The sequence below is a fragment of the Chryseobacterium sp. SIMBA_028 genome (assembly GCF_046535285.1).
In the GTDB taxonomy this organism is placed as follows: Bacteria; Bacteroidota; Bacteroidia; order Flavobacteriales; family Weeksellaceae; genus Chryseobacterium.
This window is the reverse complement of the sequence record NZ_JAWRWZ010000004.1, coordinates 62,802-88,612: the sequence shown is the minus strand read 5'-3', so window position 1 is coordinate 88,612 and position 25,811 is coordinate 62,802. Positions and strand designations below refer to the sequence as shown.

Here is a 25,811-nt window from a genome sequence, read left to right as displayed (position 1 = left end):
TAATTTTACTTTTTTTGATTTGTCCTTAAAAATATTAGTCCGGCAATGATAACACCAGCGCCTATAAATTGTATATAGGTGAGCTTTTCACCATCAATAATTCCCCAGATAATAGCTACGATCGGCATAACCAAAGTGACGGTTGATGCAAAAAGCGGTGTGGAAACTTTTAATAAGCGATAGTTCATCATCATGGCCAGTCCTGTTCCAAATATGGATAATAAGCTGACAAACATTAATCCAATCAGATTATCCCTTGAAAAGCTGAATTCAGAAAAGAACCCCGTACTGGTCAGGGCGATGATGGATGGAAAAAACAAAACAAAGGAAAATACAAATGCAGATAAAACGGTGGAAGACACTTCCATAAGCTTTGACTTTACCGTTGTGGTACTCATGGCATAGCATAAAGTGGCCAATAAAAGAAGTAGGATGGGTATTATCTTAAGTTCTCCACTGTCACCGCCCCCAAAGGCAAGTATACATACCCCTGTGAAACTTATTAATGTTCCTACAATTTGTTTCTTTGTAGTTTCAAACTTCCAAACCAATGCACCAACGATAATCACAAAAATAGGCATCATAGAATTAACGATCCCCGCAATACTGCTGCTTATCTCCGTTTCCGCAATAGGAAACAAGAACATTGGGATAAAATTCCCTGTAAAGGCAGCTAAAATAAGCCATTTTAGATGTTTTTTCGGAAAAAGTTTATAATTGGCAATGGCGATAGGAAGTAAGATGATACCAGCAATAAGAACCCTTAATGATCCTACCTGAAACGGATTAAAATGTTCCAGTGATTTTTTGATTAAGATAAAAGAAGATCCCCAAATAATACTAAGGATAACCAGAAGAAGCCATTTTTCTTTATCTGCGTTCATTGTTTTCGTGTAGGATTTTTAAAAACTCTTTTTTAGGAATCATTTTAGCTCCCAAGCTTTCTAAATGTTCGGTATGAGACTGACAGTCAATTAATTCAATCTGATCTTTATTGTTTTCTACAAAATGAATAAATCCTGCCTTTGATGCATTGCTTACCTTTGCAAACATACTTTCTCCGCAGAATACATTTCCGATTTGCAGACCATAAAATCCACCAACCAATTCTCCATCCTGCCACACTTCAACACTTTTTGCCAGGCCATATTCATGAAGTTTAATGAAAGAATTCATCAATTCATCAGAAAGCCATGTTCCCGACTGTCCTTTTCGATGAGATTGCTGACAATTTTTAATCACTTCCCTGAAATTTTGGTTCTCAGAAAAAGTGAAGATATTCCTCTTCATAATCTTTCTCATCGATTTTGAAACCCTAATTTCTTCAGGAATCAAAATAAATCTAGGGTCTGGACTCCACCATAGAATTTCCTCTCCTGGATTATACCAGGGAAAAATTCCCAATTGATAAGCAAACCATATACGTTCTACAGACAAATCACCTCCAAAAGCAATAAGCCCATCATGCCCGTCATACAGTTCAGGATCAGGAAATGAAATCTCGTTTTCGTCTAGTCGGACCATTTTTTAGCAAAAAAATCCCACTTAATAAAGTAGGATTTATATTTGATCTTTATTCTTTAATTAAAAAGGTAAGTCGTCGTCATCATCTCCGGCAAACGGATTCTCATTAGAAACAGGAGAAGCTGACTGCTGAGGCATTGCCTGAGTAGGTTCAGATCCATTATCAAAAACTTTCTCTACTTTCCATCCTGTGATAGAATTGAAGTACTTCGTTTCACCTTGTGGAGAAACCCATTCTCTTCCTCTGATATTGATTCCTATCTTTACATTCTCACCTTCCTTAATGTTGTCTAACAAACTGATCTTATCAGACAAAAATTCTATGTTTATCGGCTGTGGATACTGTTCCTGAGTTAAAATAACCAATTCTCTTTTTTGAAACCCGCTTGCAAATGTTTGAGTTTCAGAAAGTTTCTTTACCGTTCCTTGTAATTCCATATTGTAATTATTAACGCTGTAAAAGTAAGAAAATGAAATGTAATAATAGGTGCCATGGGAGAAAAATGTAGAAATTTTAATTTTTTTTCTGAAAAAGTTTGGAGGTAAAGGAAATTGTCCTATATTTGCACTCACAAAAACGAAGCAAGCTCTTTAAAACTTACAATATAAAAAAACCAGCGGATGTGGTGTAATTGGTAGCCATGCCAGACTTAGGATCTGGTGCCGTGAGGCGTGGGGGTTCGAGTCCCTTCATCCGCACTATGCGAAAATAGCTCAGCTGGTAGAGCACAACCTTGCCAAGGTTGGGGTCGCGGGTTCGAATCCCGTTTTTCGCTCCACACCTGCCCTGGTGGTGGAACTGGTAGACACGCAGGACTTAAAATCCTGTGTTCGTAAGAACGTGCGGGTTCAAGTCCCGCCCGGGGTACAAAGCCCTCTGTATTTTCGTTACGGAGGGTTTTTTGTTTTTATAGAGAGTATAGAGTTCTTTAAATTAAAAAATATTCTTATATTTGTAGGAATTATAGATTGTATCTGTGAAAGCAGATCAATATAACCAGCGGATGTGGTGTAATTGGTAGCCACGCCAGACTTAGGATCTGGTGCCGTGAGGCGTGGGGGTTCGAGTCCCTTCATCCGCACCATGCGAAAAAGTAGGATTTGCTTCAGATCCTATTTTTTTTGCCCCACACCATGCCCTGGTGGTGGAACTGGTAGACACGCAGGACTTAAAATCCTGTGTTCGTAAGAACGTGCGGGTTCAAGTCCCGCCCGGGGTACTAAAACCCTCTGTATTTATTACGGAGGGTTTTTTGTTTTTAAACCATTTACTTTTTTTATCTTTTAAGTAGAGTAGAAATATTGTTTCTTTCCTATTTTTCAGAAAATAATTCCCAGTATATATTGATTTATAGAATTGTAGTAATTTTATTGTAACACAATACTAAAATAATTTAGGTCATGGCAAATCCAAACGAACGTAACTCAAGAAGCTATATCATGAGTATGATTAAGGGGAGGGATACAAAGCCTGAGCTTTTAGTGCGAAGATTTCTACATTCAAAAGGGTTACGATATAGTTTACATCCAAATAAATTAGCAGGGAAGCCTGATATTTACTTGGCAAAGTATGATATTGTGGTAGAAATAAGAGGTTGCTTTTGGCATGGTCATGAGAACTGCAGCTTATTTATCTTGCCGAAGACAAATAGGACCTGGTGGAGTAAAAAGATTCAGAAAACAAAAGATAGAGATTACAGAAATGAAATGATTCTCTTATCTCAGAAAATCAAAACCATCGTGGTTTGGGAATGTTCGCTCAGAAGTAATTGTAGAATGCAAAGTCTCGAAAATCTATACTGTGAGATTGTGAATTCCTCAGATATTTTTCACTAGTAAGTTTAGCTTGTTTTCTACTATAATTTTGATACAAAACAGAACAATAAAAGAGGTGATTTTAAGTGTAAAAGCATTACATTTGTCAATAATTGACAAGTTAAAATTGACAAGTCCATGAAAGTAATGTTCGGCGAATATATCAGAGAGTTAAGGACCAATCATCATTTGACCTTAACGCAGCTTGCGGCAAGACTTGAGCTTGATTCTGCAAACCTTAGTAAAATTGAAAACGGAAAAAGAGATTTTGACGAAAGACGATTGGAAAAGTTGGCTGATGTTTTTAATCTTGATATTGAAAAATTGAAAGTGGAATATTTTGGCGATCAATTTGCAAAAAAGATGTTTAAATACAATTGCTTGCCTGAGGCTTTGAATGTAGCTAAGGAAAAGATTAATTACATGAGGAATATGAACGTAAAACAAACCGAAATAGAATTCTAAACGATGAAAAAACCACTAACTTATATTAGTTTATTCAGCAGTGCAGGAGTAGGTTGTTTTGGGTTTAAAGAAAACGGATTTGAATGTATCGCGACCAATGAGCTGCTTTCAAAACGTTTAAAGATTCAGGAGCACAATCAAAAATGTAAATATGAAACAGGATATCTGGATGGAGATATAACCTCTGAGGAGGTTCAAAATCAATTATTTACAGAAATAGAAATGTGGAAAAAGAAGCATCATATTTCTGAACCCGATATTATTATTGCAACACCTCCCTGCCAGGGAATGTCTGTTGCCAACCATAAAAAGAATGATGAATTAGGCCGAAATTCATTAGTGGTTGAATCCATCAAGATTACAAAAAAGGTAAATCCGAGGTTTTTTGTCTTTGAAAATGTAAGAGCATTTTTAACAACAACCTGTACAGATACGGACGGATTAGAGAAAACCATTGGTGAAGCCATCGTACAAAACCTTGGCGGACATTATAATATTTTATCTAAGGTGATCAATTTCAAAGATTACGGCGCCAATTCAAGCAGAACGAGAACTTTGGTAATTGGGGTCAGAAAAGATTTACAAAATGTAAGTCCGTTTGATATTTTTCCCCAAAAACAGAAGCCTAAAACATTAAGAGAGCTCTTTACAGGTCTTGAAAAACTTAATAAGATGGGGACGATTTCTGGAAATGATATTTTTCATTCATTCAGAGAATATGACGTAAAAATGCTTCCATGGATTGAAAAATTAAAAGAAGGAGAGTCTGCTTTTCAAAATGAAGAAAAGGAAAGAATTCCTCATCAGATAAAGGATGGTGAAATTGTTTTCAATAAAAGCAAAAACGGAGATAAATATGCCCGCTGGTATTGGGACAGAGAGGGGCCGTGTGTCCATACAAGAAATGATATTTTAGCCAGCCAAAATACCGTTCATCCCTCTGAGAATAGAGTTTTCAGTATCCGAGAATTAATGCTGATGATGAGTATTCCGGAGAATTTTGCATGGACTAATGTATCTGAGGAAACCTTGAATGAATTAGATACTGAAGAGCAGAAAAAGTTTTTGAAGAAAGAGGAACTTAATATCAGACATTGTATAGGTGAAGCTGTCCCTACAGGTGTTTTTGCCAATATTGGCAAGAGAATTAAAGAGGTTATCAGTCAAAAATTTCTTTCGGCAGCAGAACTTAATGCGATTATTAAAAAAGACGAGCTGCATATAACGAAGAATCTGATTTCTTTAATACAATCTGATTTCAAAAAGCTTGGTCTTGAAAATATCTATCAGATTGCTGAGTATGCCAACTCAAGCCGTCAGGAAAATGCTGCATTTTTTACAAGAAAAGATATTGCTTTCACAGTAGTAAAAGATCTTCCTGAATTTAAAGGCAAGAAAAAAATCAGAATTTTGGAACCGTCTGTCGGAATTGGAAACTTTATTCCGCTTCTTGTTGAAAAATACGAAGATAAAGAAGAGGTTATTTTTGACCTTGTAGATATTGATGGGAATTCTTTTGTGGTTTTAAAGGAAATCCTGAGTCACTTAAAGTTACCAAAGAAGTTTAAGTTTAACTTTATCAATGCCGACTTTCTGACCCATCAGTTTGATGTAAAGTATGATCTTGTAGTGGGAAATCCACCCTATAAAAAGCTTACCAATAGTCAGGTATTACTGACTACCTATAAAGGACAATCTCAAAATAAGGAAACGAACAATCTGTTTTCTTTCTTTATTGAAAAAGCGATTGCCATTGGAAAGTTTGTATCCCTAATTGTTCCTAAAAGTCTTATTAATGCTCCTGAATTTAATATGACCCGTGAAATTTTAAAGGCACAAAACCTCTTGAAGATTTGTGATTACGGAGAAAAAGGATTTAAAGGAGTCAAAATAGAAACCATCAGCTTTTTGCTTGAAACATCGGCAAAAAAGATTTCTGAGACCATTTTAATTGAAAGTTATATTACAGAAACGGTAAAGGAGAGCAAGAAAGACTACTTATTTTCTGCTCAGTTTCCCTACTGGCTGTTGTATAGGAATGAAGAATTTGACCAGATTTTTGATAAAATGAAGTTTGATATTTTCCAGAGTTTCAGAGACAGGCAGATTACCAAGCTATTGACAAAAGATAGTGGCAAATACAGGGTTTTAAAGTCCCGAAATGTTGGAACCAATCAGATCATAGAGATTGATAACTATGACAGCTATATTGATGATGCTGAGAAGTTGGCTGTTTCCAAGTATTTAAATAAAGATGGAGTAGTGATGGTTCCTAATCTAACCTATTATCCAAGGGCTAGTTTTTTGCCTAAAAATACCATTGCAGACGGATCGGTTGCATTGTTAACATTAAAAAATGGAAGCAGAATGCCAACGGAAACCGATCTGGAATATTACGGAACAAAAGAATTCGAGAAATTTTATAGAGTGGCCCGAAATTATGGTACCCGTTCATTGAATATTGACAACAATTCCGTATTTTTCTTTGGTCTTTTAAAAACCATGGAATGATCAAAGTTCGGATATCAGATGAAATGAAAGCTCAGGCTAAAATTGAAGCTCAAAAAAGGGATGCCTTTATAAAGCATCATTTTGAGGTTGACCATCTGAGTCCGGAGGAAAGAGATGAATTGGGTTTTTGGGGAGAATTTGCTTGTTCTACTGCCTTACAGCAAGATTGGAAACAGAATATTCGAGAAAACTATCTCACCATAGACAGCTATGATATTATAGTGAATGGTAAGCGGACTGATGTAAAAACAGAAACGGTTCCGGAAGGATTTGCCCGCAAGATTTTATCAAAAGAAATAGACGATGATAAAGCGTATGGAAGACGTTTAATTAATAAAGGACAATTTGATCTGTTGTCAAAATATGATTTGGTTATTTTTGGGCTGTTTATTCGGGAATTTCCAGAAGTTTGGTATCCATTGGGATATTTGGAGACTAAGATCATCACAGATCAGTATCTTCCCACCTATGATCGTCCGTTTGGAGGAAGATATCCATTTCCTGCATCACCTGTTCCCACATCATTGCTAAAACCATTCAATGACTTATTGATATGATTGAATTATTTACTGATTTTTTTACTTCCTTTGATTTTGATGTCAGAAAGTCAAAAGATGCCAGATTCATGGATCAAAAGGTAACTCCTGATGTACTTTGCATTATCGCAGACTGTGTACTTAATTTTGTTGCAGACAGAGATATTGAATTTACTAAGGATGACATCTGGAATGACGATTACTTTAACCATAATGTAAAGGCAATCTTTAATAAACCGGACGCAGGAAATGAAACAACCAAGCAGGAATATGATAAATTTACCTCGCAGCCATTAAGAACACTGGCCTACGCAAATGTACTGATGATGCGTAAAGATGGTAAAAGAAACCTTTATAGGATCAATAACCAGACAATTCTGGAGTTTGTGGCGATGAAAGAAAGGAATGCCTATGTCTTTCTGTATCATTATCTTGTAAAAGTATTATCAGATAGCGGACAGATTAAATATTTTGAGGCTTTTAAAGATAAATGCCAGAATAAATCCATTACAAATCATGATTTTTCAGAACTTAAAGAAAGGTTCCAAAGATTTATGATTGGTAATACTGCCATCAATGGAAAGATAGAGGTCAATAGGATTTTTCCAAAGATTCTGAATGTATATGCCTGTGAGAATAACATTCAAGGGACTGCTAAAGGAAGAATATCCTCTAATCAATTTTACTATACCGATCTGATGTATAATCGTCCCAACTGGAGGGATATAGGCAAAAATAAAAATGTTTCAAGAAATGAAGCGATAGAAGAGTACGAATCGCTGTTAATGGATCAAAACGGAGCCTATTCTGATTATTTGATTCAAAAGGCGATGAAAGTAGTTCGTAGGATGTACAGAGAAAGTGAAATTAATGACCAATGGGCCAATGGAGACGCAACTCAGGTGCATCATATTTTTCCAAAGTCAGAATTTCCATACTTAGCTCATTACCTTGAAAATTTAATTAAGCTCACCCCCACACAGCATTATGCAAAGGCTCATCCCGGGAATAAAACTGATGCTATTAACAGAGATTATCAGCTCGTTTGTCTGCTTGCCAAGGCCAATAATATCGAAACATCTCTTAATCAAGGAGAGTTCCTGTATAGAAAAGAATCTTTGATCTATGTTATCAATACAGGTTTATCTCAAAGCCTGGATTATAGTTTAGATTTTAGAGGAATTAAGGAAGAATTGACAAGAATTTATAATGAAATGTAAAGACGGTCTTTTTTAATTTTTTCTATAATAACTTGGTCCCATTCCAATTTCATTTTTAAAAGCAACATTAAAAGACGAGGGTGATGAATAGCCAAGGTGATAAGCAATTTCCTTTATAGAAAAATCAGAATTCTTAAGCAGATAAAGGGCTTCTTTCATCCTAAGTTTTGAAGCATAATGAAAAACCCCGTCTCCAAATAATTCCTTGAAGCCATTTTTTAATTTAAACTCATTAATCCCAAATTTCAAAGAGAGCTGTTCAATGGTGTAGAATGATTTCAGATTTCCTTCAATGAAATCCTTTATATCCATTAATTTATGGATCTCAACAGTATTAATGGAGCTTTTATTTTTAGTTTCAGGCTCTTTATTATCTTTTGTAAATTCGAAAATAAGAAGGAGCAGGTTTAGAATTCTGCTTTTGATGTAATAGTCCCTGTAAAATCCTTTTAGCTTGCATTTTTTAATTTCCAACAGGATTCCCATCATTTGTGGAGTTATGGGGAGACCGTCGGGAAATAGGCTTGCTTGCTTTTCTTGATCCACCTTTTTAATGAAGTTCTGTAAAGCATTACTGCCCTCAGCCAGTTCATGAAAATAATCTCTTGAGACATAGATATCCAGGTTCCTGTAAGAGATTCCTTTCTGGAAATAAATTTCAATATTGGCATTTTCCGGAGTAAAATAAATATAATGATGATACAGCTTGTAAGTCCCTGGCTGATCATTCACTGAGTCATTTATTACTTCTGCACCATCAAGAAAGAAAGCCAGTTCAATATACTTTACCTCCTCCGTTGTAAACTTCATGGTATAATCCTCATCATAGGAAGACCTGTATTCCTTTACCAGAAACTCATCTCCGTTATACAACGTCGAGGTTTCGAATTTTCCTAATTCATTCACAAAGGTTTCGTGCATACCACTGCTATTTTCTTCCGCAAAGAAATCCATAATCTGTTTTGCAATGCAATGTTCCGGTACATGTTCTCCCAAAATCTAAAGTATTTATCCTAAACTCAAAAGTTTTTCCTGTTGGCAACCGCTAATTTTGCCAGCGTAAATTTAATTAAACTAATTCTAAATAACAATTTATGAATAAGAACAAGTTTCTTTTCTCCGCATTGCTTTTTCCGGCCGTTATGTGGGCACAAAGTACTACTCAGATTACAGGAAAAGTTTTGAACTCTCAAAAAAAGCCAATTTCGGCTGTAAAGGTTGTTCTGAATAACGGAGAAGCAGAAACCTATACTGATGAAAATGGAAATTACCGATTCAATAACATGCCTGTAGGAAATTATATACTTAAGGTTGATGATCCGGATGTTTCCAAGACTTATTCTTTTACATTAAAGGAAAATGATAGCATTACCCATGATTTTACACAAATAACGGATAGCTATCAAATTCTTGCCGTAAATGTTGTTGCAAACCGTAAGACCATCCCTTCTTCTACTTTAAGATTAGGCGAAAACCTGTTGGTAACCCCTCAGAATATTCAGGTTATTGATCAGCGTTTACTGAGTGACCAGCAGATTCTTACTACCGCTGAAGGACTTAGTAGAAATGTAAGTGGTGTGCGTACCATTACCCATCAGGAAGAGGGAAGTGTAGGGATTGCTGTACGTGGGTTCTCGGCTTCCAATCTTCGAAACGGGATGGATGTAAGTGGAAGCTTCGGTCCGCTTCGTGAAGATATGGCTTTTGTAGACCGTGTAGAGTTTGTAAAAGGACCTGCGGGATTTATGATGGGAAATACCCAACCTGGTGGATTTTATAATATTGTGACCAAGAAACCTGTAGGGAGAGAAAAAGGAAATATCCAGCTTACCCTTGGAAGCTATAATTTGTACCGTGCTACAGCAGATATAGAAAAAAAATTGAGCAAGGATGGTAAATTCTGGGGAAGACTTAATCTGATGGGAACAAAGAAAGGATCATACCAGCAATATGTTGAGCATGAGCAGTTTGTTATTAATCCATCTTTCAAATATATTGCATCAGAGAATACCAATATCACCTTTGAGTATATTTTGTCTCAAAATAACTTTCAGGGAGGGTTTGCCAAATATGTGTATGGCCTTGATGGCTTTAAAGAGTTAAAAAGATCCTTTACGTTTTCTGATCCCATCATGGATCCAACCCGTTCATGGGAACACAATGTGTATGGAACGATCAATCATAACTTTAACGATAACTGGCTTATTACCGGACAGTTTGGATATATCCGTTCTCAAATGCAGGGGGAATCCCTTTATGCAAAATACAATACCATTGCGCTGGCAGATAATTCTGTTACAGGAAGAAAAAGAGGAGATGTAGACCGTGGGATCAGTATCAATGATGCATTGAATACATCCACGATCGGGCAGGTGTTTACACGAGGGAAGTTTGAAACCGGAAAGATCAATCATAACATTCTGGCAGGAATAGATATGGGAAAAAAATTCTATGTGGCAGATTGGTCGGTGCTTTCACCTAATGTAGGTCCGGTATTTAATATCTATAATCCTGTTTATGGAAACCTGAAAAAATCTGATATTCCGGAATATGACCGTTCAAAATCTCTTCGTGAGCGTGGAGCGAATTATTTAAATGAGTATTCCTATACTTCTATTCATCTTCAGGATGAAGTCCGTTTTATTGAAGATAAATTACGTGTTGCAGCTGGCTTCCGCTACACGTCTACAGTAAAAACAAGTGGTGCCAGCAAGGGTGAACAAGTGAAAAATAATGCAGTAACCCCACGTTTCAGTGTTACAGGATTGTTGACGCCAACATTTACCATTTATGGTTTATACGATGAAAGCTTTGAAGAGCAGACAGGAAAACTGCTCAATGGAAACACAGCCGATCCTTCATATGGAAAAAATAAGGAGATTGGGTTAAAGAAAACCTGGTTTAAAGGGCAGCTGATGACTAACCTTACTTTCTACCATCTTACCAAAACAAATATGCTTACCTCTGCAGGAATAGATTATCCCGGGCTATTTGAACAGTCAGGAGAAAGCACTTCCAAGGGAATTGAGTTTGATTTGAATGGTAATATCAGCAAGAACTGGAGTATTCTCTTCAACTATGCTTATACAGATGCAAAAGTGACTAAAGATAATGATCCTAAAAAAGTGGGCGGAATGTTATACGGAACAGCCCGACATATTACCAATGCATGGTTGAAATACACCATTGCTGAGGGTGATCTTGAGGGACTTGGATTTTCCCTTGGATATGAATATCAGGCTAAAAGAGCTGCGTGGCCCGTGGTAACCGGAAAACCCTATCTTCCCAATGATTATTTCACACTTGATCTTGGAGTTTCCTATAAAAGAGACAATTATCAGCTATCATTCCTTGTGAACAACCTTACAGACCGTTACAACTATGTAGGGTTCTATCCGGGAGCATGGGGATATACCCACTATGGATGGAGAGCTTTGAACCCAATCAACTTCAGACTGAATCTTTCTTATAATTTCTAAATGAACACCGGAAAACCTAAAATTAAAAAGAAAAACAACAGAAGCTTGTTCTACAGAATATCAGCCTGGCTACATTTGTGGCTGGGCCTTGCTTCAGGAATTATTATTGTCATTATCTGTATAACAGGGATTACGTGGTCCTTTCGTGATGAGATTAAAGATTGGCTCAATCCTGATCTGAAGATTGACTATGTTTCCGGAAAGAAGATGATCAATCCTGCAGATCTTTACTTAAAAGCAAAGAAATTATATCCCAAGCAGGAAATTTCCTTTGTATGGCGACCTACGGGTAAAGCGGCAATGGTTGGTTTTGGAAAGAGAAACCCCGGCTTTGTTTTGTTTCTTCATCCCTATACCGGAGAAATCATCAGGAAGCCAACCTTTAAGAAAGAGTTTGATTTCTTTGAATGGACGCTAAAGGGACATCGTTTTCTTTGGCTGCCCTCTGAAATTGGCAGACCCATCATTAATTATTCTACTTTTATATTCTTTATCACCCTAATTTCAGGATTGGTGCTTTGGTGGCCTAAAAAATGGACCAAAGCAATGAGAAAGCAGAGTTTTTCAGTGAAGTGGGATGCCAAAATCAAAAGACTGAACTATGATCTGCATAATGTTTTTGGTTTTTATTCACTAATCATCCTTTTGGTAATATCAATGACTGGAATGTACTATGGGCTTCCGTGGTTTAATAAGTTTCTGTATTTCACTACCTCTCTTGGGAAGACGCTTCCAACAGAGCGTGAAGAACTGAAAAATAGAAGTCCCTATCAACCTGAAAATTTAGCCAAGTCGCTGCATATTGCTTGGGAAGACGCAGTAAAGAATATAGATGCAAAAGGATATTACGTATCTGTTCCTGAGGACTCTACTGGAACGGTCGGGTTGTATTTGTACCCGTCACACCGTCAATTTTATAATATTCGAAATTTTAATTATGATAGAAATACAGGAGTTAGGTTAGTAAATAATTCAGCATATGCGGCTCCGTTTGAACATGCAGAGTTTGCAAGCAAGGTTCAGAAACTGAATTATGATTTACATGTAGGTTCGGCTTTGGGAGGAATCTGGGGAAGAATTTTATATTTTTTTATTACCATTATTGGATGTTCTCTTCCCATTACCGGCTTCTTGGTGTGGTGGTTCAAGAAAAAGAAGAAAGGCGTATAGGCTAGCTTTTAGTTGATTCTTCCAATGTTTTCCAATCTTTCCAGCCTTTCGAAGATGGTTGTAAAAATATTTTTTTCAGAAATTGAAATCTGTCCTATAATTTTATAAAGGTTCTGCTTATCTGCACGGGAAGCATATTGTAAATTACCATCAGTATAAACCAATAGATTATAGGTTGGATCATTTTTAAGATCAGCCTTATTCAGAAATATAATATCTCCGTAATGATATTGAGGAAGCAGTTGCTTTTCTGTTGTAAATTCATAGATCAGATCTACAGATGCTAATATTTTTTGCAGAACAGAATGGTTTTTGGAATTATTCTCCTGTAATGATAATGTTTCATTAACAGTCGTTTCTGGGAAAAGGATTAGCTGGTCTGCACCTGAAACATTGAGTAATTGAGCCGTCTGCAGCGTTTCTGTCAATAATTTGTCGAGATCAAGATTAAAGTGACTGGCTACCTTTAATATCGTTTCAATCTTTGGTTCTGCACGCCCCTCTTCATAAGAGCTTATCACTCCTCTGTTCAAGTCAAGTAAATCAGCAAAGGCCTTTTGACTCAGTCCTTTAACTTGTCTTATTTTCTTAATGTTAGTTCCAAAGAAACTCATTTGCTGTCTAATGTTTTTTGCAAATATAAAAATTCCAAAAGTCTGCTTAAAATATTTGCATTCTTACGATTGGTAATGAGAAATGTTTTTATATTCATCTGTACCCATAATATTCTATTCTTCTGTATCTGTGTCCAAGCTTTAATACTCCATAATTTTGTTTGAGTAAAGCAGAATACTATGGAAACCAATATTCAACATCAGGAATCACTTCAATATGCTGAGGTCTATATTTCAGACATGTTGGCGCTTAAAGATATATTTCTAAAAAGCCTAAATAGCCAAAAAGTAAACCATGATTTTGGGATTCCTTTTCTTTTGGCAAAAAAAGAAAATAAGATTACTTCATTTGCCAGTCTTATCATTAACGAAGAGGGTAAAATAGGTTTTAAGATCTATAATAAAAAGGAGACAAAAGAATCAGAAAAGAAAAACTTCATGATTCGGGTAGAGAACTTTTTTAGGAAAAGTAATACTCCTAATTTTCGGGACCCCAAACAGCTAAAAAGCAGTATTAATGGAATGATAAGCTGGCTTAATCCTTAGAGAAATAGGGATAAAATTGTACATTTACTTAAAACCGTGATTCATGCCCAAAGATGTTCTTTACCTTAAAATAGCCAATTCTGTCACTGAACAGATCAAAAGTGAGACGTTGCAATTTGGAGACAGGCTGCCCTCATTGAGAAGTGCCCAAAAGTTGTATAACGTTAGCTTAAATACTGTAAAACAGGCGTATATGGAGCTTGAAAGTCGTTCTTTGGTAGAATCACGTCCAAAATATGGATATTTTGTAAGCCAGACCTCGCAACGAAAGCTGGCGCTGCCCTCTGTAGCTAAAATGAAAATTTCTGAGGGAAAGAATACTCCTGAAGATCTTATTGGGAAAGTATTCGGAACCATTGGAGGAACTGATGTAACACAATTTGCATTGGGTATTCCGGGGAAAAGTCTTCTTCCTGTTGCCAAGATGAAGAAATGCATGATTGATGTAATAAAAAGGAAAAGTGACAGTGGAACCAATTATGAACCGGTACAAGGGAATGAACAGCTTCGTAGGGAAATAGCTAAATGGTCTATTGTAATGGAGGGGAAAATTACAGAAAAGGATCTGGTTATCACTTCGGGAGCTATGAACGGGGTGTACAACTGTCTGATGGCTGTTACTCAACCCGGAGACTTTGTAGCGGTGGAAAGCCCTGTTTATTTTGGGATACTTCAAGCCATTCAGTTGTTGGGATTAAGAGCAGTGGAGATTCCAACCCATCCTATTACAGGAGTAGATCTGGATGAATTGAAAAAAATTCTTCCAAAGCTCTCTGCCTGTTGTTTTGTGGTTAATTACAATAACCCATTGGGTTTTCAAATGCCTGATGGAAACAAGAAAGAATTAGTAAGAATGCTTACCGAACATAATGTTCCCTTGGTAGAAGATGATGTGTATGGAAATATCTATTTCGGAGCCGGAAGACCGAAACCCTGTAAGTTTTATGATGAAGCAGGTATTGTGATGTGGGTAGGTTCAGTTTCTAAGACTTTAGCACCAGGGTATAGGGTAGGCTGGGTTGCTCCCGGAAAATTTAAGGAAAAGATTATCCGTCAGAAGCTGGTTCAAACGGTTTCCAGCCCGTCTTTGTTTTCGGATGTAATAGCTGATTTTCTTGAACATGGGCGCTATGATCATCATTTGAGGATGTTCAGGAAAAAGCTTTATGCCAATTATCTTCAGATTCAAAAATCTGTTACTCAGTATTTTCCTGACAATACCAAGATTTCAGAACCAAAGGGAGGATTTATGTTGTGGCTGGAACTGGATAAAAGGATTTGTACAGAAGATCTTTACGATGAAGCAGTTAGCCAAAAAGTAAATTTTGCCCCAGGAAGAATGTTTTCGCAGTATAATCAGTATCAAAACTGTATGCGTCTGAATTATGCTCTGGAGTGGACTGACCGTGTAGAAAGTGATCTTGAGAAATTGGGTAAAATGATAAAAAACAGAATTTAATAAACCAATAGAGATGAATGATACTCATAATGAAGTAAAAATTATAGCTTATGAACCTCAATATAAAGAAGCTTTTAAGACTTTAAATGAAGAATGGATCAAAACATTTTTTGTCATGGAAGCAAGCGATTATAAGCTTTTGGACAACCCTGAAGAACAGATCTTGAATAAAGGTGGACATATTGCTTTCGCATTACTTAATGGTGAAGCGGTAGGAACATGTGCACTGGTAAAAGCCAAAGATGAACCCCTTACTTTTGAACTGTCAAAAATGGCTGTAAGCCCTAAGGCACAAGGAAAGAAAATTGGATACCTGCTGGGGAATGCTTTAGTAGAGAAAGGCAGAGAGTTAAAAGCAGAGAAATTATTTCTGGAGACCAATTCTATCTTAGTTCCTGCCATAAAACTATATGAAAAACTTGGCTTCATACATGTGCCGATCACTAATCCCGGATATGACAGGGTAGATGTACAAATGGAACTTGATCTTAAAGACTAGCTGAAATAAAAAAATATTAGAACTCGGATAGTAATATCCTTGTTCTAATATCAAAAATTAATCTAATTGCTTTATTGTTTTATTTCTTTACAAAAGTCTTTGTCTGGGAACTCTTACTTCCGCTGAGCTTAATAAAATATACTCCTGCCGGAATATTTTCAATATTTATTTTCTCATCAAAAAGACCATTGGAAGATTTTAAATTTCTTGTAGAAACAAGAGATCCTTTGGTGTCAATAATTTCTGCTTTCACTTCTTTATCTACAGATTGATACAGGATGCCAATACTTGTTGAAGCAGGGTTGGGGTAAACCTTAAAATCACCAACTGATTTTTGAGTTTCTTTCGTTGCTAAACTTCCGTTGGAACATTCAGGAATCCTGTTTACTCCATCTATTCCCCATGAAGAAGAAACCGGAATGCAAAGCCAGTTCAAAACCGTTGGGAAATGATCTGTTTCTCTGGTTGTTGAGGTATAGTCGTAGATTTTAAAATTGCCTGTAGTATTATCATTATAAGCAGGAGATCCTGTTATGGTCATATTATTTGCATTGGAGCTGGAATCTGCCAGAGTATTTCCGGATGTTTCATTACATTTCCAATTGGCAAGAAGTTGAGCGTAGTAAGGGTGAGAGGATGTAATTTCCTGATTCGCCCAATTAACAATCACATTCCCTGGAAGAGCCGATTTCCAAACTCTGATGTCTTTGTAGGAAGCGGCTAGGTTTATTCCATAGGTGTTGGTTCCGTCTTGGTTTAACGATAAGGGAAGCCCGGAATCAATATTTCCGATGGTATTCATTTTGGCAAAAGTTACAGGAACACCATCTTCATACAACGTAACAATTCCATCTCTGTCAAAGCTGGCCGCAATATGTTTCCATTTGTTCGTTTCCACTTTTCCGCCTATTAGATCAATTCTGTTAGTTCCATCTCCTATATTCATTTTAAAGTTTTGCCCGGTATATCCTGAGAAGATGATTCCTTTGTTTTTTCCATTGGCCCAATTTTTATTGCCTATCATTACCGGATCACTTGTGTAGGCTGCGTTAGGCTTTACCCAAAATTCAATTGTAAAGTCCTGATTGGCTCCGAAATTAAAAGGCGTTTGATTGTTTGGCTTCGCATAAGTTCCTGCCGGAAAATTAAGCTGGTTAAAGGTTTTATTGGATTCAATAATCGTTTTGCTGATCTGTTGGGGAGTAAATCCGGGATTGGAATAAACGGTAAAAATATTTCGCTCAGAAAGGTTTCCACCACCGTGAGAACTTTCTACTGCACCGTGATCCGTCGTTAAAACAACCAGCCAGTCCTCATTATGGTAGGTAGCTCTGCTTTTCATAGCATTCACGATCTCGCCAATATAAGAATCGGTGGTTTGAATGGAAGAAACATACTCAGGAACAGAAGAAGAAAAACCATAAGAATGCCCTGCATGATCTACATCATCAAAGTCTACAAAAAGAATATCAGGGTTATCACTCTGTAATGCGCTCACCGCAGCATTTTTTACGGCAAGATCTGTTGCCAGATTAGTCTTTACGTCAGCGGTTTTTACAATTTTATCATTAATGGGTGCCCAGTGTGCCAAAGAAATTGTTCTAAGGTTAGGGTTGTAGGTTTCTGCTCTTGTCAGAAAATCCGGATAATTGATGTAGTTTGGATTAGTGAAGCTATTATCCTGAACATTGTGCTTGGTATGCCATACACCTGTAAGCATTGTACTCCAACCGTTTCCGCTCCAGGTGGTAGCAGCACAAAGGCCGTCAAGAGAATAAATAGATTGGTTGATGAGGTTTTGAATGTTTGGAGTAGGGGTAGACATCATGACATCTGCGCGGCATCCATCAATGCCAATAAAAAGGACTTTCTTGGTTTGTGCTCCAAGGAAACAGCTCATTACAACAGCCATTGAGAATAGTTTTGTTTTCATGGGATAAAAAGATTTTACAATATAAAAGTTTACAAATAGTAATTTATTTTTAATTATTGTAAAATTAATTTACTATTTGTAAACATGTGTGAACTGAAAATTAATTAATTGATAATTAAAAAGTTTCTGTTTTTCTGAAGATTATAGCGGTAAGCATGAGCTAAAAACACCAATGACACAAATACAGATCTGTGCCATTGGTAGTTGAAAAAGAAATTTTAAAGAATATTTTCAGCCTCAGAAATAGTTTTCAAAATATAGTCAGGCTCAGCTTTTTCCAATTCTGTCCTGCTTTGTGCCCCTGATAATACTGCGATAGTAAGTCCACAGCCGGCATTTTTACCTTCTTCAACATCAATTACAGAATCTCCGGCTTTTAAAACCTTATCCGCTTCAGTAATGTTGAATTTTTTCATCGCAAGATGAATCATTTCAGGGCTTGGACGGCTTTCCGAAACATCGTCAGCAGTAATAAGGGCATCAAAATGGACATTTTCTATCCAGCTCAATTTATTTAAAAGCTGATGGGCAATTTCAGAAGTATATCCCGTATTTAAAACTATTTTTTTATTCTTAGCTTTCATTTTAAGAAGAAAATCCTCTGTACCGTTGATGGGTTTTACCTCAAGATTTCTATAAGATTCCTTGAGTTGGTCTGAAAAATTTTCAAAAATAGCGGGAGCATCTTCTTCATTACCATTAATTTCCCTTAGCAGACTTGTGATGGCTTCCAGTTTCTCCATACCGGCACAGGTAGATAATACTTTATTCAAACTCACCTCATAACCATAATCATTTACAGCATTTGTCAATGTTTTGTATACTACATTGTCCTCGTCAATTGTTGTTCCGGCCATATCCAGAACCAATAATTCTATATTTTTCATTTAAATTTATGCGTATATTTTTTCAATATTAAACTTGGAGAAGCCTCCGCTTCCCGTCATTCCTTTTCCTCCTATACCCGTTACAATGTGAATATTCGGAGATGGGTTGTGTTCAAAGATATCTTTCGTTTTGCACTGAGAATATACCCCAAACCATCTTCTCTGAATTTCATATGTTGGAAGATCAATGATTTTTTTGGCTTCATGAATCATAAACTCATCAATTTCCATGTTAAGATCATAACCAAGATCATCTGCATTTTTGGCATCTGTATATTCATGAGAATCTCCAAGAATGATAGATCCGTCTAATGCCTGCTTGAATAAAATATGAACACCATACCTTTTTTCAAACGAATTGGGATCTTCCAGAGATTTGATCTTTTGGAAAGAAGGGCACTCCCCAAATGATTCATATCTTCTGATGGAAAGACCTGTAAGAATATTTCCCTGAAGAGAATAAATTCCCTGTGGTTTTGTTTGAAGCATTTGAAGCTTACTTACCTCCAAATCACTTTCATTGAATACATTAGGATATAATGTTTTGAATTCATGACCGCCGCAGATAATGATTTTTGAAGCGGTAAATTCAGTTTTGTCTGTGGCAATAGCGGTACATTTTTGGGTATCTTCATACGTCTCAGAAATGGTAGTATTATAGAAGATCTGCAATCCCATTTTTTCCTGCAAAAGCTTGTGAAGCTTTACAATCATATCTGCAGAATCTACAGAAAGTTCCTGTGGAAAGAAAAGTCCTCCTTTGCAATAGTCTGAACGAAGACCGTCAAATTTCTTGATACAGTCATTTTTGGACAATAAAACAGATTCATAATCATTGTTTCTGTTGATTTCATTTAGCTCTTCAATCAACTGAAGCTCTTCATCATTGGAAGCGATGTATACAGAACCGTTTTTTCTGATGGTAAGATCTGCCTTAGTGTGAAGTTCATTATATATTTCAAGACTTTCTCTCCCAAAGTTTTGCCATTTAAGATCCATTCCGGAGGGTACAACCTGTCCGAAGTTCCTTACCGTTGCACCCTGAGGTACAGAGTTTCTTTCAAGGATGGCCACCTTAAGATTTTTCTTCAGGGCATGATAAGCATGGAATGTTCCAAGAATTCCGCCCCCCACAACGAGTAAATCAAATTTTGTTTTCATTGTACTATAATTTATAAGATTTTCGAAGTATCGAAATTGATGAATTGATTAGAGTTTGATTTCGGTTTTGACTTTTTTCTGAAAGCAAGAAATGCAATGACCGAAAGAATTAAAACAGTGAATGTTATAATGTAATTTAAGGTGATATAAAAACTAAGCCATGAAGTCTGGGCAGAACCAAAGTTCTTGTACAACAGGATCAAAACGCTTCCAAGATATCCAAAAGAGTCCACAATATAGATCAGGAATCCTACATTACCCTTAATATCAAAGGCGCCAATCATCCTGTCAAAATAAATACCGTTGAATGGAATATAGCAGATATACATCCCAAAGCCTGAAATAGTCATCCACAGAAAAGGAGATAATGAGTTTTGCTGAAACAAGTAAGTAGAAAGCCCCACTGTAAGAATTCCTGCAAAAAGGATGTAATGATAATAAGCAAATGCTCTTTTATTGTTTTTAACCCTTACCATGAAGCTTAATATTAATAATACCATCGCTGCAATTGGAATCTCCGTTAAGGTGAAGATAGAGCTGTCAAAAGTGAAATGCAATCCGTCCCATATTTCACGGTTAAAGTTATCCCTGAAATCTCTTAAAATCGTTAAGCAGATATAGAGGAAAATAACGCATACTATTGGAATAAAAAACTGATAAATAAGCGCTTTTCTACCTTTTCCGTTGAGGGGTTCCCTTTTATTTTTAAGTAAGATATCTTCTTCTGTGGGCTGAGGAATTTTTTCCAAAAGCATTCCGAAAATAAGTAAAGGAACAATAAAGATCAGTCCTGCAGAAAACGGCATCCAGAATTCTGAAATAGAAAATGTATCCATCAAAAACTTTCCTACAGACTTGGTAAATCCCGAAGACACTACAAAACTTGAGCACAAAAACAATCCGATAATTTCAGTCGTTTTACGCCCCTCAATGTATGAAAAAACAATTCCCCAGATCATTCCCAACGGAATACCATTAATGAACATAAAGAGAATATTATAAGGAGCGGGAACTACTGCAAATCCTAATAGAGCAAGTTCAGCCACGGCAATGAAGGTAAATAGATATCCAATTCTTTTTTGCGGCCTTAATTCTGAAATGAATTTGATCCCGATGAATTTCGAAATAAAATAACCCACTGCCTGAGCGATGATAATTAATATTTTATAATCAACACCCCAATAAGAAAGACCTTCAAAGGAGGCTACAGTAAAAGGCTTTCTGAATCCGTACATGCAGAAGTAAACACCGAAGGCAGCAAAGGCGGCCCTCAGCGTTACTATTGTTTTTTTATTGATGGTTTTGGCCATTGTTGAGGTTTAGAAGTTCAGTTTTATTCCAAGATTAAATCTCACACCATAGTATTCAACCTGTTCAGGACGGTCTTCGTTTTTACCGAAGTGATAGATCAGGGGCTTGTTCAGAATATTGTTGACATCTGCATATAGCATCAGGAACTTGGTAAACTGATAAGACCCTCCAAAGTCCAGATTGCTGTATTTACCGTAGTAAGAATCATTGATGTCATCCTCAGCATATTCTACGGCATATTTTCCCTTATAGTTGTAGGCAAGTCTTGCATTGAATCCTTTTTTCTCAAAGAATAACTGTACGTTATACAGTTCTTTAGCCTGATAAGGAAGTGCTACTTTTCTTCCGCTTGGTTTTTCCATTTCTGAAGTCATAAAGGTGGCATTCACCTGGGCCCCAAAATATTGAAGAAAACCTGGTAAAAAGTCAAATCTTTTATTGATGCCTAGCTCAATTCCTCCCAGCCATGCTGCTTTTCCGTTATTGGGAGCAGAAAATTGTACCCCGTTCATTCCATTATAGCTTCCGGTAAATGAATCCTGAAAGATTGGATCTTTAATGGATTTATAGAAAACACCACCACTCAGAATCCCTACATTTGAGAAATAATATTCTCCCATCAGGTCAAAGTTTAAAGAATACGTAGGATTAAGATTCGGGTTTCCGCCTTTGAATTCGTTATCTGCCTCAATATAAGTTCCCCCAGGGGTCAGATCTCCGAAATTTGGTCTTGAAAACGTTCTCGTAGCAGCAAATCGGAGGTTGGCTTTATCATTTAATGTATATTTTAAATGAAGCATTGGTAAAACAGCAAGATAATTTTTGGTGTGCTCAACAGGAGTAAGAACATCATCAATTACATTATATCCTTTTACCTTTGTATTGGTGTTGGATAATCTGATTCCTCCTAATAAAATGATCTTATCATTCAGTTTATAAGTTGCCATTCCGTATGCAACGGCATGTTTTTCAAAAACATCAAAGTTTCTTCCTAGCCCTTTATTATATTCTAATGCTTCAGAATCAGCGGTGTTGATTTTTAGATTTCCCTGATTCTGGTACCAAAACTGATCCATTCCAGACGGAGAAAGTACGGGTCCAAAGGAGTTTCCGATAGGGGCGTTCATTTCGCTTAAATACTTGGGCCCGTTTGCTTGTGTAGTAACATATTGTCCATAATCGGATAAAAGAGGGGCCGTTCCGTTGCTCCAGTTATAGAAAATATCAGAGAACCTTGCATTACGCTCTTTGTCTCTGTACTTTACCCCGTATTTTAAGGTAAGCTTATCCGAAGTATTGATCTCATGATTAAAAGCAGCAACGATTTTATCTTTTTCTTCTACAAAAACTTTGTAAAATTCAAGATCGGTAAATCTCATTTTAGTAGCATCCATTTTGAAATTAGGATCGCTGTAGAAGCCAAATAAAGCATCCGGATTTTTATAGTCTAATTTTCCGCCATCTGCCTTCCAGTAGGCTCTTGGCCCATTTCCATGATCGGAAATATAATCAGGATTCATTCCCACTCCGGACTGAGTATATTTGATTACATAATAAGAGCTATTCTGCTTATCAGGAATATTCCCATACTTAAACCGATTGTCATAATAAGAAAGATCCCAATCAATTTTTCCTTTACTTAAACTGTGAATACCTCCCAATGAAACTGAAGTAAGTTCTGTGATCAGTAAGTTATGAATATTCTGAAGCTCTACTCTTGCCGTATTGTTGGCGGCACTGAATTTATCGAATCTGATTCTGTGCTTGTAATGGGTTTCATCATCAGAAAGAGTTCCATACATTCCTTTTAGATAGAACGTGTTTTTTGGAGAGAGAACATACTCAAAAGCGGCGTTGATGCCTGTTGTTTTTCTGACTCCATTATAATCACGAAGTTCTAACCTGAAAACTCCTTCATCACCACTTCTTCTTGCTTCGAAGTTATCAGTAGACCAGTTTCTGATGAAATGAGCAAAATTAAAAAGATACCCGAATTTTTTATCCTTTGTTCTTCCGCCATACAATAAGCCGAGATTGTAAACTCCTTTATCTGCTTTGGCGTTGTAACCACTTCCTAATGTGGCTTTAAACTCTGTTTTCATGGGAGGGGTCTTGGTAATAAAGTTGACACCGCCTCCAATTCCGTCAGCTTCCATATCAGGCGTAAAAGATTTGTTTACATGCACATAAGAAATTAGTTCTGTAGGGAAAAAATCAAAAGCTGTAGCTCTGGATGTTGTTTCCTCTTCAGCAGTTGGCAGCCTGTTTCCGTTAATTGTGGTAGAAGCCCAGAAAGGAGGAAGCCCTCTTAAGGAAACAAATCTTCCCTCACCTTGGTCTCTTTCAATGGATACGCCTTGTACACGCTGTACGGTTTCTGCAGCATTTCTATCCGGAAGCTTTCCAATACCATCTGATGCAATGACGTTGGTAATATTAATGGCATTTTTCTGTAGGTTTAGGGCTCTTGCTTCTGTATTTTTTAGGGTTCCGGTTACCACAACTTCATCAAGGGTTTTTCTTGGTTGTGATAATTTTATTATTCCCAGATCTATAGTGGCTCCAGATTTTAAATCAATATTGACATCTGAAGATTCATAACCGATGTAGCTGATCTGTAAGCTGTATTGGCCCTCCACAATATCATTGATTGTAAATTTTCCGTCAATGTCTGTGGTTACGCTCTTTGATAAACCTTTTATTTTAACGGTTGCACCAGGAAGCGGTTGGCTGTCGTCAAGAACAGTTCCTATAATTAACTGCTTTTGTGCTGAAACAAGAATAATAAAACAGACAAAAACAAGGGTAAGTAATTTCTCTAAATTTGTTTTCATTTTTACATATATTAAATTTTTTATGCAAAACAAGCTAATAATTTTAATATATATAAATATTTCGTGTTAAGTATTGTTTAATAAATTATGGGGATTTGTTACTCATTTCTTATCTTGAAAATTGTTCAAGAAAGAGAAAAAAAGAGACAGTTATTATCAAAAAAACTTTTATTCAAGAGGTTTATAAAGAGGTTTTGATATGATCTTATTATTTGGATTTTTTCTGTAAAAAGGAAAATTGTCATTAACATAGCGTTAATTTTGACTATAATGGGAAATTCAAAAGTTTACAAATAGTAAACTTTTTAGAAAATAAGACATAAAAATAAACAGACTATATGTAGAATTTATGCTGTGTAGAAGTAAAGAACAAGCATTACGCAGCTTTCATTGCTGATACTCACAGGAACGTGTGGAAACTTTCCGTTGAAATAAAGAGAATCCCCCTCTTTTAAGATGATTTCTTCATTATCAATGATGTATTTTACCTCTCCTTTCAATATATATTTAAACTCCCAGGCATCTGTGATGACCTTTTCTCTTTTTGAATTGGGTTCAAGAGTAAGCAGTACGGCTTCAAAACCTAAAGAGTGAAGACTTTTACTGAAGATGTGCATATACTTGAAACCCTCAGCTTCCACTTCTTTTTCTATAAGCTGCTGGTTTTCCTTGGGAACATAAATGAATTTTGCATGGGACTTTTTCTCAACCCCTTCAAAGAAATAACTTGCGTCAATTTCCAGAGACTGAATAAGATCGAGTAAAACAGGAAGGGAGGGAATGGTTCTGCCATTTTCGATACGGGAAACAAGCCCGTTACTTACATTGGCTTTGAAAGCCAGTTCATTAATGGTTAAATTATTCTTTTTTCTAATATCCTTTAATCTCTTACCGATACCTATTAAAAAGTCATTCATGCTGTATTCAATTTAACCTAAATTATTTTCGTCATTATATGAAAGACAAAGGTAATACTATTCTATATAGATTGTATAGTGTGCAGGATCAATTCATTTAAAATTATTGTTGAGGTATAAAATTAGAAATGCAAAGAGGTAAAATCCCGGATTTGCGTAGGTGGTTTTTGACTTTCCCAATAAAATTTCCTTATTTTTGTAAAACTCCTTATTTCATTTCATGAAAAAAATTATTCTTATCGAAGACGAAACCAGTGTAGTTTCTTTTATAAAAAAAGGACTGCAGGAAAACGGATATGAAATTTCTGTAGCTTTTGACGGGCGAACTGGTGTACAATTGGTACAGGCGAACGATTTTGATTTGGTAATTTTAGATATTATGCTGCCGGAAATGAATGGGTTGGATGTGTGTAAGGAAATCAGAAAAACCAATCAGAGTGTTCCGATTTTATTTTTAACAGCGTTAGGAACTTCAGAAAATATTGTTCTTGGATTAGAAAGTGGAGGTGATGATTATCTGGTAAAGCCATTCAAATTTATTGAACTGGTTGCCCGCGTAAAATCTCTTTTAAGAAGAAGCAATAACAATGGTCCACAGGAAATTGCTGAGCCGGAGCCTGATAATGAACATGTATTTCAGTTTTCTGATCTTACAGTAAATGATTATACCAAAAAAGTGACCCGCAGCGGAGAGGAAATCACACTTACTTCTACTGAATATAAACTGTTGCTATACTTCCTTAATAACCCGGAAAAAGTAATTTCCAGAGCTGAAATTTTGGATGCAGTATGGGGGGTAAACTATGAGCTGGGAACCAATGTGGTAGATGTTTATGTAAACTATTTAAGGAAAAAACTGGATAATCAGGATGATAATAAATTGATCCATACGGTAATAGGAATGGGTTATGTATTGAAAAAAGCGTAATG

The 25,811-nt window shown here is 36.3% G+C and carries 22 protein-coding genes and 5 tRNA genes; 16 read left to right on the top strand and 11 right to left on the bottom strand.

Annotation, left to right across the window (positions count from 1 at the left end; all coding sequences use genetic code 11):
* Window positions 1-5: 5 nt before the first annotated feature.
* The 3 genes from SCA31_RS06320 to SCA31_RS06310 are packed head-to-tail and all read right to left on the bottom strand — an operon-like array spanning window position 6 to window position 1,962.
* Window positions 6-884 (bottom strand): DMT family transporter, encoded by an 879-nt coding sequence (locus tag SCA31_RS06320; RefSeq protein WP_410696097.1) that lies wholly within the window; start codon window positions 882-884, stop codon window positions 6-8.
* Window positions 871-1,524 carry a leucyl/phenylalanyl-tRNA--protein transferase gene (gene aat / locus SCA31_RS06315; RefSeq protein WP_410696095.1) on the bottom strand — a complete coding sequence of 218 codons (654 nt, stop codon included), beginning with the start codon at window positions 1,522-1,524 and terminating at the stop codon, window positions 871-873. The genes SCA31_RS06320 and aat overlap by 14 nt, the downstream gene beginning before the upstream one ends.
* 60 nt (window positions 1,525-1,584) lie before the next feature.
* Entirely contained in the window at window positions 1,585-1,962 is a 378-nt protein-coding gene (locus tag SCA31_RS06310) for a DUF3127 domain-containing protein (protein WP_109621728.1), read from the bottom strand.
* Between the two features lie 179 nt (window positions 1,963-2,141).
* Between SCA31_RS06310 and SCA31_RS06305 the strand changes: the two genes are divergently transcribed.
* The 10 genes from SCA31_RS06305 (at window position 2,142) to SCA31_RS06260 (ending at window position 8,071) form a co-directional block, all read left to right on the top strand.
* Window positions 2,142-2,223 (top strand) — tRNA-Leu (locus tag SCA31_RS06305).
* Window positions 2,224-2,227: 4 nt separating this feature from the next.
* Window positions 2,228-2,303 (top strand) — tRNA-Gly (locus SCA31_RS06300).
* Window positions 2,304-2,308: 5 nt separating this feature from the next.
* A tRNA-Leu gene (locus SCA31_RS06295) sits at window positions 2,309-2,392 on the top strand.
* Between the two features lie 132 nt (window positions 2,393-2,524).
* Window positions 2,525-2,609: transfer RNA gene (locus SCA31_RS06290), tRNA-Leu, on the top strand.
* Window positions 2,610-2,660: 51 nt separating this feature from the next.
* A tRNA-Leu gene (locus SCA31_RS06285) sits at window positions 2,661-2,744 on the top strand.
* 181 nt (window positions 2,745-2,925) lie between these two features.
* Entirely contained in the window at window positions 2,926-3,360 is a 435-nt protein-coding gene (locus SCA31_RS06280; RefSeq protein ID WP_410696093.1) for a very short patch repair endonuclease, read from the top strand.
* A gap of 117 nt (window positions 3,361-3,477) precedes the next feature.
* A complete protein-coding gene (locus tag SCA31_RS06275; protein ID WP_410696092.1) occupies window positions 3,478-3,804 on the top strand; it encodes a helix-turn-helix domain-containing protein in 327 nt (108 codons plus the stop codon).
* Between the two features lie 3 nt (window positions 3,805-3,807).
* On the top strand, window positions 3,808-6,315 hold the full coding sequence (locus SCA31_RS06270; RefSeq protein WP_410696091.1) for a DNA cytosine methyltransferase: 2,508 nt from the start codon (window positions 3,808-3,810) through the stop codon (window positions 6,313-6,315).
* Window positions 6,312-6,872, top strand: a complete 561-nt coding sequence (locus SCA31_RS06265) for a hypothetical protein (protein WP_410696090.1) — start codon at window positions 6,312-6,314, stop codon at window positions 6,870-6,872. Before SCA31_RS06270 ends, SCA31_RS06265 begins: the two co-directional genes overlap by 4 nt.
* Window positions 6,869-8,071: a hypothetical protein gene (locus tag SCA31_RS06260; RefSeq protein WP_410696088.1), complete on the top strand. Its 1,203-nt coding sequence runs from the start codon at window positions 6,869-6,871 to the stop codon at window positions 8,069-8,071. Before SCA31_RS06265 ends, SCA31_RS06260 begins: the two co-directional genes overlap by 4 nt.
* 12 nt (window positions 8,072-8,083) lie before the next feature.
* On the opposite strand, the gene SCA31_RS06255 is transcribed toward SCA31_RS06260, so the two are convergent.
* On the bottom strand, window positions 8,084-9,067 hold the full coding sequence (locus tag SCA31_RS06255; RefSeq protein ID WP_410696087.1) for a helix-turn-helix domain-containing protein: 984 nt from the start codon (window positions 9,065-9,067) through the stop codon (window positions 8,084-8,086).
* Window positions 9,068-9,165: 98 nt separating this feature from the next.
* Between SCA31_RS06255 and SCA31_RS06250 the strand changes: the two genes are divergently transcribed.
* Window positions 9,166-11,550, top strand: a complete 2,385-nt coding sequence (locus tag SCA31_RS06250; protein WP_410696085.1) for a TonB-dependent siderophore receptor — start codon at window positions 9,166-9,168, stop codon at window positions 11,548-11,550.
* Window positions 11,551-12,720 (top strand): PepSY-associated TM helix domain-containing protein, encoded by a 1,170-nt coding sequence (locus SCA31_RS06245; protein ID WP_410696083.1) that lies wholly within the window; start codon window positions 11,551-11,553, stop codon window positions 12,718-12,720. It begins immediately after the preceding gene.
* Window positions 12,721-12,728: 8 nt separating this feature from the next.
* Here SCA31_RS06245 and SCA31_RS06240 read toward each other — a convergent pair whose 3' ends face one another.
* Entirely contained in the window at window positions 12,729-13,334 is a 606-nt protein-coding gene (locus SCA31_RS06240) for a helix-turn-helix domain-containing protein (protein WP_410696081.1), read from the bottom strand.
* A 180-nt stretch (window positions 13,335-13,514) separates the two neighbouring features.
* Between SCA31_RS06240 and SCA31_RS06235 the strand changes: the two genes are divergently transcribed.
* From SCA31_RS06235 to SCA31_RS06225, 3 genes are read left to right on the top strand one after another with little or no spacing between them, the layout of a single operon-like run.
* Complete coding sequence (locus SCA31_RS06235) at window positions 13,515-13,880, top strand: hypothetical protein (RefSeq protein ID WP_410696079.1); 366 nt, start codon at window positions 13,515-13,517, stop codon at window positions 13,878-13,880.
* A 43-nt stretch (window positions 13,881-13,923) separates the two neighbouring features.
* A complete protein-coding gene (locus SCA31_RS06230; protein WP_410696077.1) occupies window positions 13,924-15,339 on the top strand; it encodes a PLP-dependent aminotransferase family protein in 1,416 nt (471 codons plus the stop codon).
* A 13-nt stretch (window positions 15,340-15,352) separates the two neighbouring features.
* Window positions 15,353-15,838 carry a GNAT family N-acetyltransferase gene (locus tag SCA31_RS06225; RefSeq protein WP_410696075.1) on the top strand — a complete coding sequence of 162 codons (486 nt, stop codon included), beginning with the start codon at window positions 15,353-15,355 and terminating at the stop codon, window positions 15,836-15,838.
* 79 nt (window positions 15,839-15,917) lie between these two features.
* On the opposite strand, the gene SCA31_RS06220 is transcribed toward SCA31_RS06225, so the two are convergent.
* From SCA31_RS06220 to SCA31_RS06195, 6 genes are all read right to left on the bottom strand, one after another.
* A complete protein-coding gene (locus SCA31_RS06220; protein ID WP_410696073.1) occupies window positions 15,918-17,771 on the bottom strand; it encodes an alkaline phosphatase family protein in 1,854 nt (617 codons plus the stop codon).
* A 218-nt stretch (window positions 17,772-17,989) separates the two neighbouring features.
* A complete protein-coding gene (locus tag SCA31_RS06215; protein ID WP_410696071.1) occupies window positions 17,990-18,658 on the bottom strand; it encodes an HAD-IA family hydrolase in 669 nt (222 codons plus the stop codon).
* 6 nt (window positions 18,659-18,664) lie between these two features.
* On the bottom strand, window positions 18,665-19,819 hold the full coding sequence (locus SCA31_RS06210) for a TIGR03364 family FAD-dependent oxidoreductase (RefSeq protein ID WP_410696069.1): 1,155 nt from the start codon (window positions 19,817-19,819) through the stop codon (window positions 18,665-18,667).
* Between the two features lie 11 nt (window positions 19,820-19,830).
* Window positions 19,831-21,129, bottom strand: coding sequence for a DUF5690 family protein (locus tag SCA31_RS06205; RefSeq protein WP_410696068.1), 1,299 nt, complete (start codon window positions 21,127-21,129; stop codon window positions 19,831-19,833).
* Window positions 21,130-21,138: 9 nt separating this feature from the next.
* A complete protein-coding gene (locus SCA31_RS06200) occupies window positions 21,139-23,964 on the bottom strand; it encodes a TonB-dependent receptor (protein ID WP_410696066.1) in 2,826 nt (941 codons plus the stop codon).
* A gap of 347 nt (window positions 23,965-24,311) precedes the next feature.
* Complete coding sequence (locus SCA31_RS06195) at window positions 24,312-24,881, bottom strand: helix-turn-helix domain-containing protein (protein WP_106917738.1); 570 nt, start codon at window positions 24,879-24,881, stop codon at window positions 24,312-24,314.
* A 220-nt stretch (window positions 24,882-25,101) separates the two neighbouring features.
* On the opposite strand from SCA31_RS06195, the gene SCA31_RS06190 reads away from it, so the two are divergent.
* Window positions 25,102-25,809 (top strand): response regulator transcription factor, encoded by a 708-nt coding sequence (locus tag SCA31_RS06190; protein ID WP_410696064.1) that lies wholly within the window; start codon window positions 25,102-25,104, stop codon window positions 25,807-25,809.
* Window positions 25,810-25,811: the final 2 nt, after the last annotated feature.

Coding starts and splice junctions, on each gene's coding strand:
- SCA31_RS06320 (WP_410696097.1), bottom strand. CDS start 884: ATGAACGCAGATAAAGAAAAATGGCTTCTTCTGGTTATCCTTAGTATT.
- aat (WP_410696095.1), bottom strand. CDS start 1,524: ATGGTCCGACTAGACGAAAACGAGATTTCATTTCCTGATCCTGAACTG.
- SCA31_RS06310 (WP_109621728.1), bottom strand. CDS start 1,962: ATGGAATTACAAGGAACGGTAAAGAAACTTTCTGAAACTCAAACATTT.
- SCA31_RS06280 (WP_410696093.1), top strand. CDS start 2,926: ATGGCAAATCCAAACGAACGTAACTCAAGAAGCTATATCATGAGTATG.
- SCA31_RS06275 (WP_410696092.1), top strand. CDS start 3,478: ATGAAAGTAATGTTCGGCGAATATATCAGAGAGTTAAGGACCAATCAT.
- SCA31_RS06270 (WP_410696091.1), top strand. CDS start 3,808: ATGAAAAAACCACTAACTTATATTAGTTTATTCAGCAGTGCAGGAGTA.
- SCA31_RS06265 (WP_410696090.1), top strand. CDS start 6,312: ATGATCAAAGTTCGGATATCAGATGAAATGAAAGCTCAGGCTAAAATT.
- SCA31_RS06260 (WP_410696088.1), top strand. CDS start 6,869: ATGATTGAATTATTTACTGATTTTTTTACTTCCTTTGATTTTGATGTC.
- SCA31_RS06250 (WP_410696085.1), top strand. CDS start 9,166: ATGAATAAGAACAAGTTTCTTTTCTCCGCATTGCTTTTTCCGGCCGTT.
- SCA31_RS06245 (WP_410696083.1), top strand. CDS start 11,551: ATGAACACCGGAAAACCTAAAATTAAAAAGAAAAACAACAGAAGCTTG.
- SCA31_RS06240 (WP_410696081.1), bottom strand. CDS start 13,334: ATGAGTTTCTTTGGAACTAACATTAAGAAAATAAGACAAGTTAAAGGA.
- SCA31_RS06235 (WP_410696079.1), top strand. CDS start 13,515: ATGGAAACCAATATTCAACATCAGGAATCACTTCAATATGCTGAGGTC.
- SCA31_RS06230 (WP_410696077.1), top strand. CDS start 13,924: ATGCCCAAAGATGTTCTTTACCTTAAAATAGCCAATTCTGTCACTGAA.
- SCA31_RS06225 (WP_410696075.1), top strand. CDS start 15,353: ATGAATGATACTCATAATGAAGTAAAAATTATAGCTTATGAACCTCAA.
- SCA31_RS06220 (WP_410696073.1), bottom strand. CDS start 17,771: ATGAAAACAAAACTATTCTCAATGGCTGTTGTAATGAGCTGTTTCCTT.
- SCA31_RS06215 (WP_410696071.1), bottom strand. CDS start 18,658: ATGAAAAATATAGAATTATTGGTTCTGGATATGGCCGGAACAACAATT.
- SCA31_RS06210 (WP_410696069.1), bottom strand. CDS start 19,819: ATGAAAACAAAATTTGATTTACTCGTTGTGGGGGGCGGAATTCTTGGA.
- SCA31_RS06205 (WP_410696068.1), bottom strand. CDS start 21,129: ATGGCCAAAACCATCAATAAAAAAACAATAGTAACGCTGAGGGCCGCC.
- SCA31_RS06200 (WP_410696066.1), bottom strand. CDS start 23,964: ATGAAAACAAATTTAGAGAAATTACTTACCCTTGTTTTTGTCTGTTTT.
- SCA31_RS06195 (WP_106917738.1), bottom strand. CDS start 24,881: ATGAATGACTTTTTAATAGGTATCGGTAAGAGATTAAAGGATATTAGA.
- SCA31_RS06190 (WP_410696064.1), top strand. CDS start 25,102: ATGAAAAAAATTATTCTTATCGAAGACGAAACCAGTGTAGTTTCTTTT.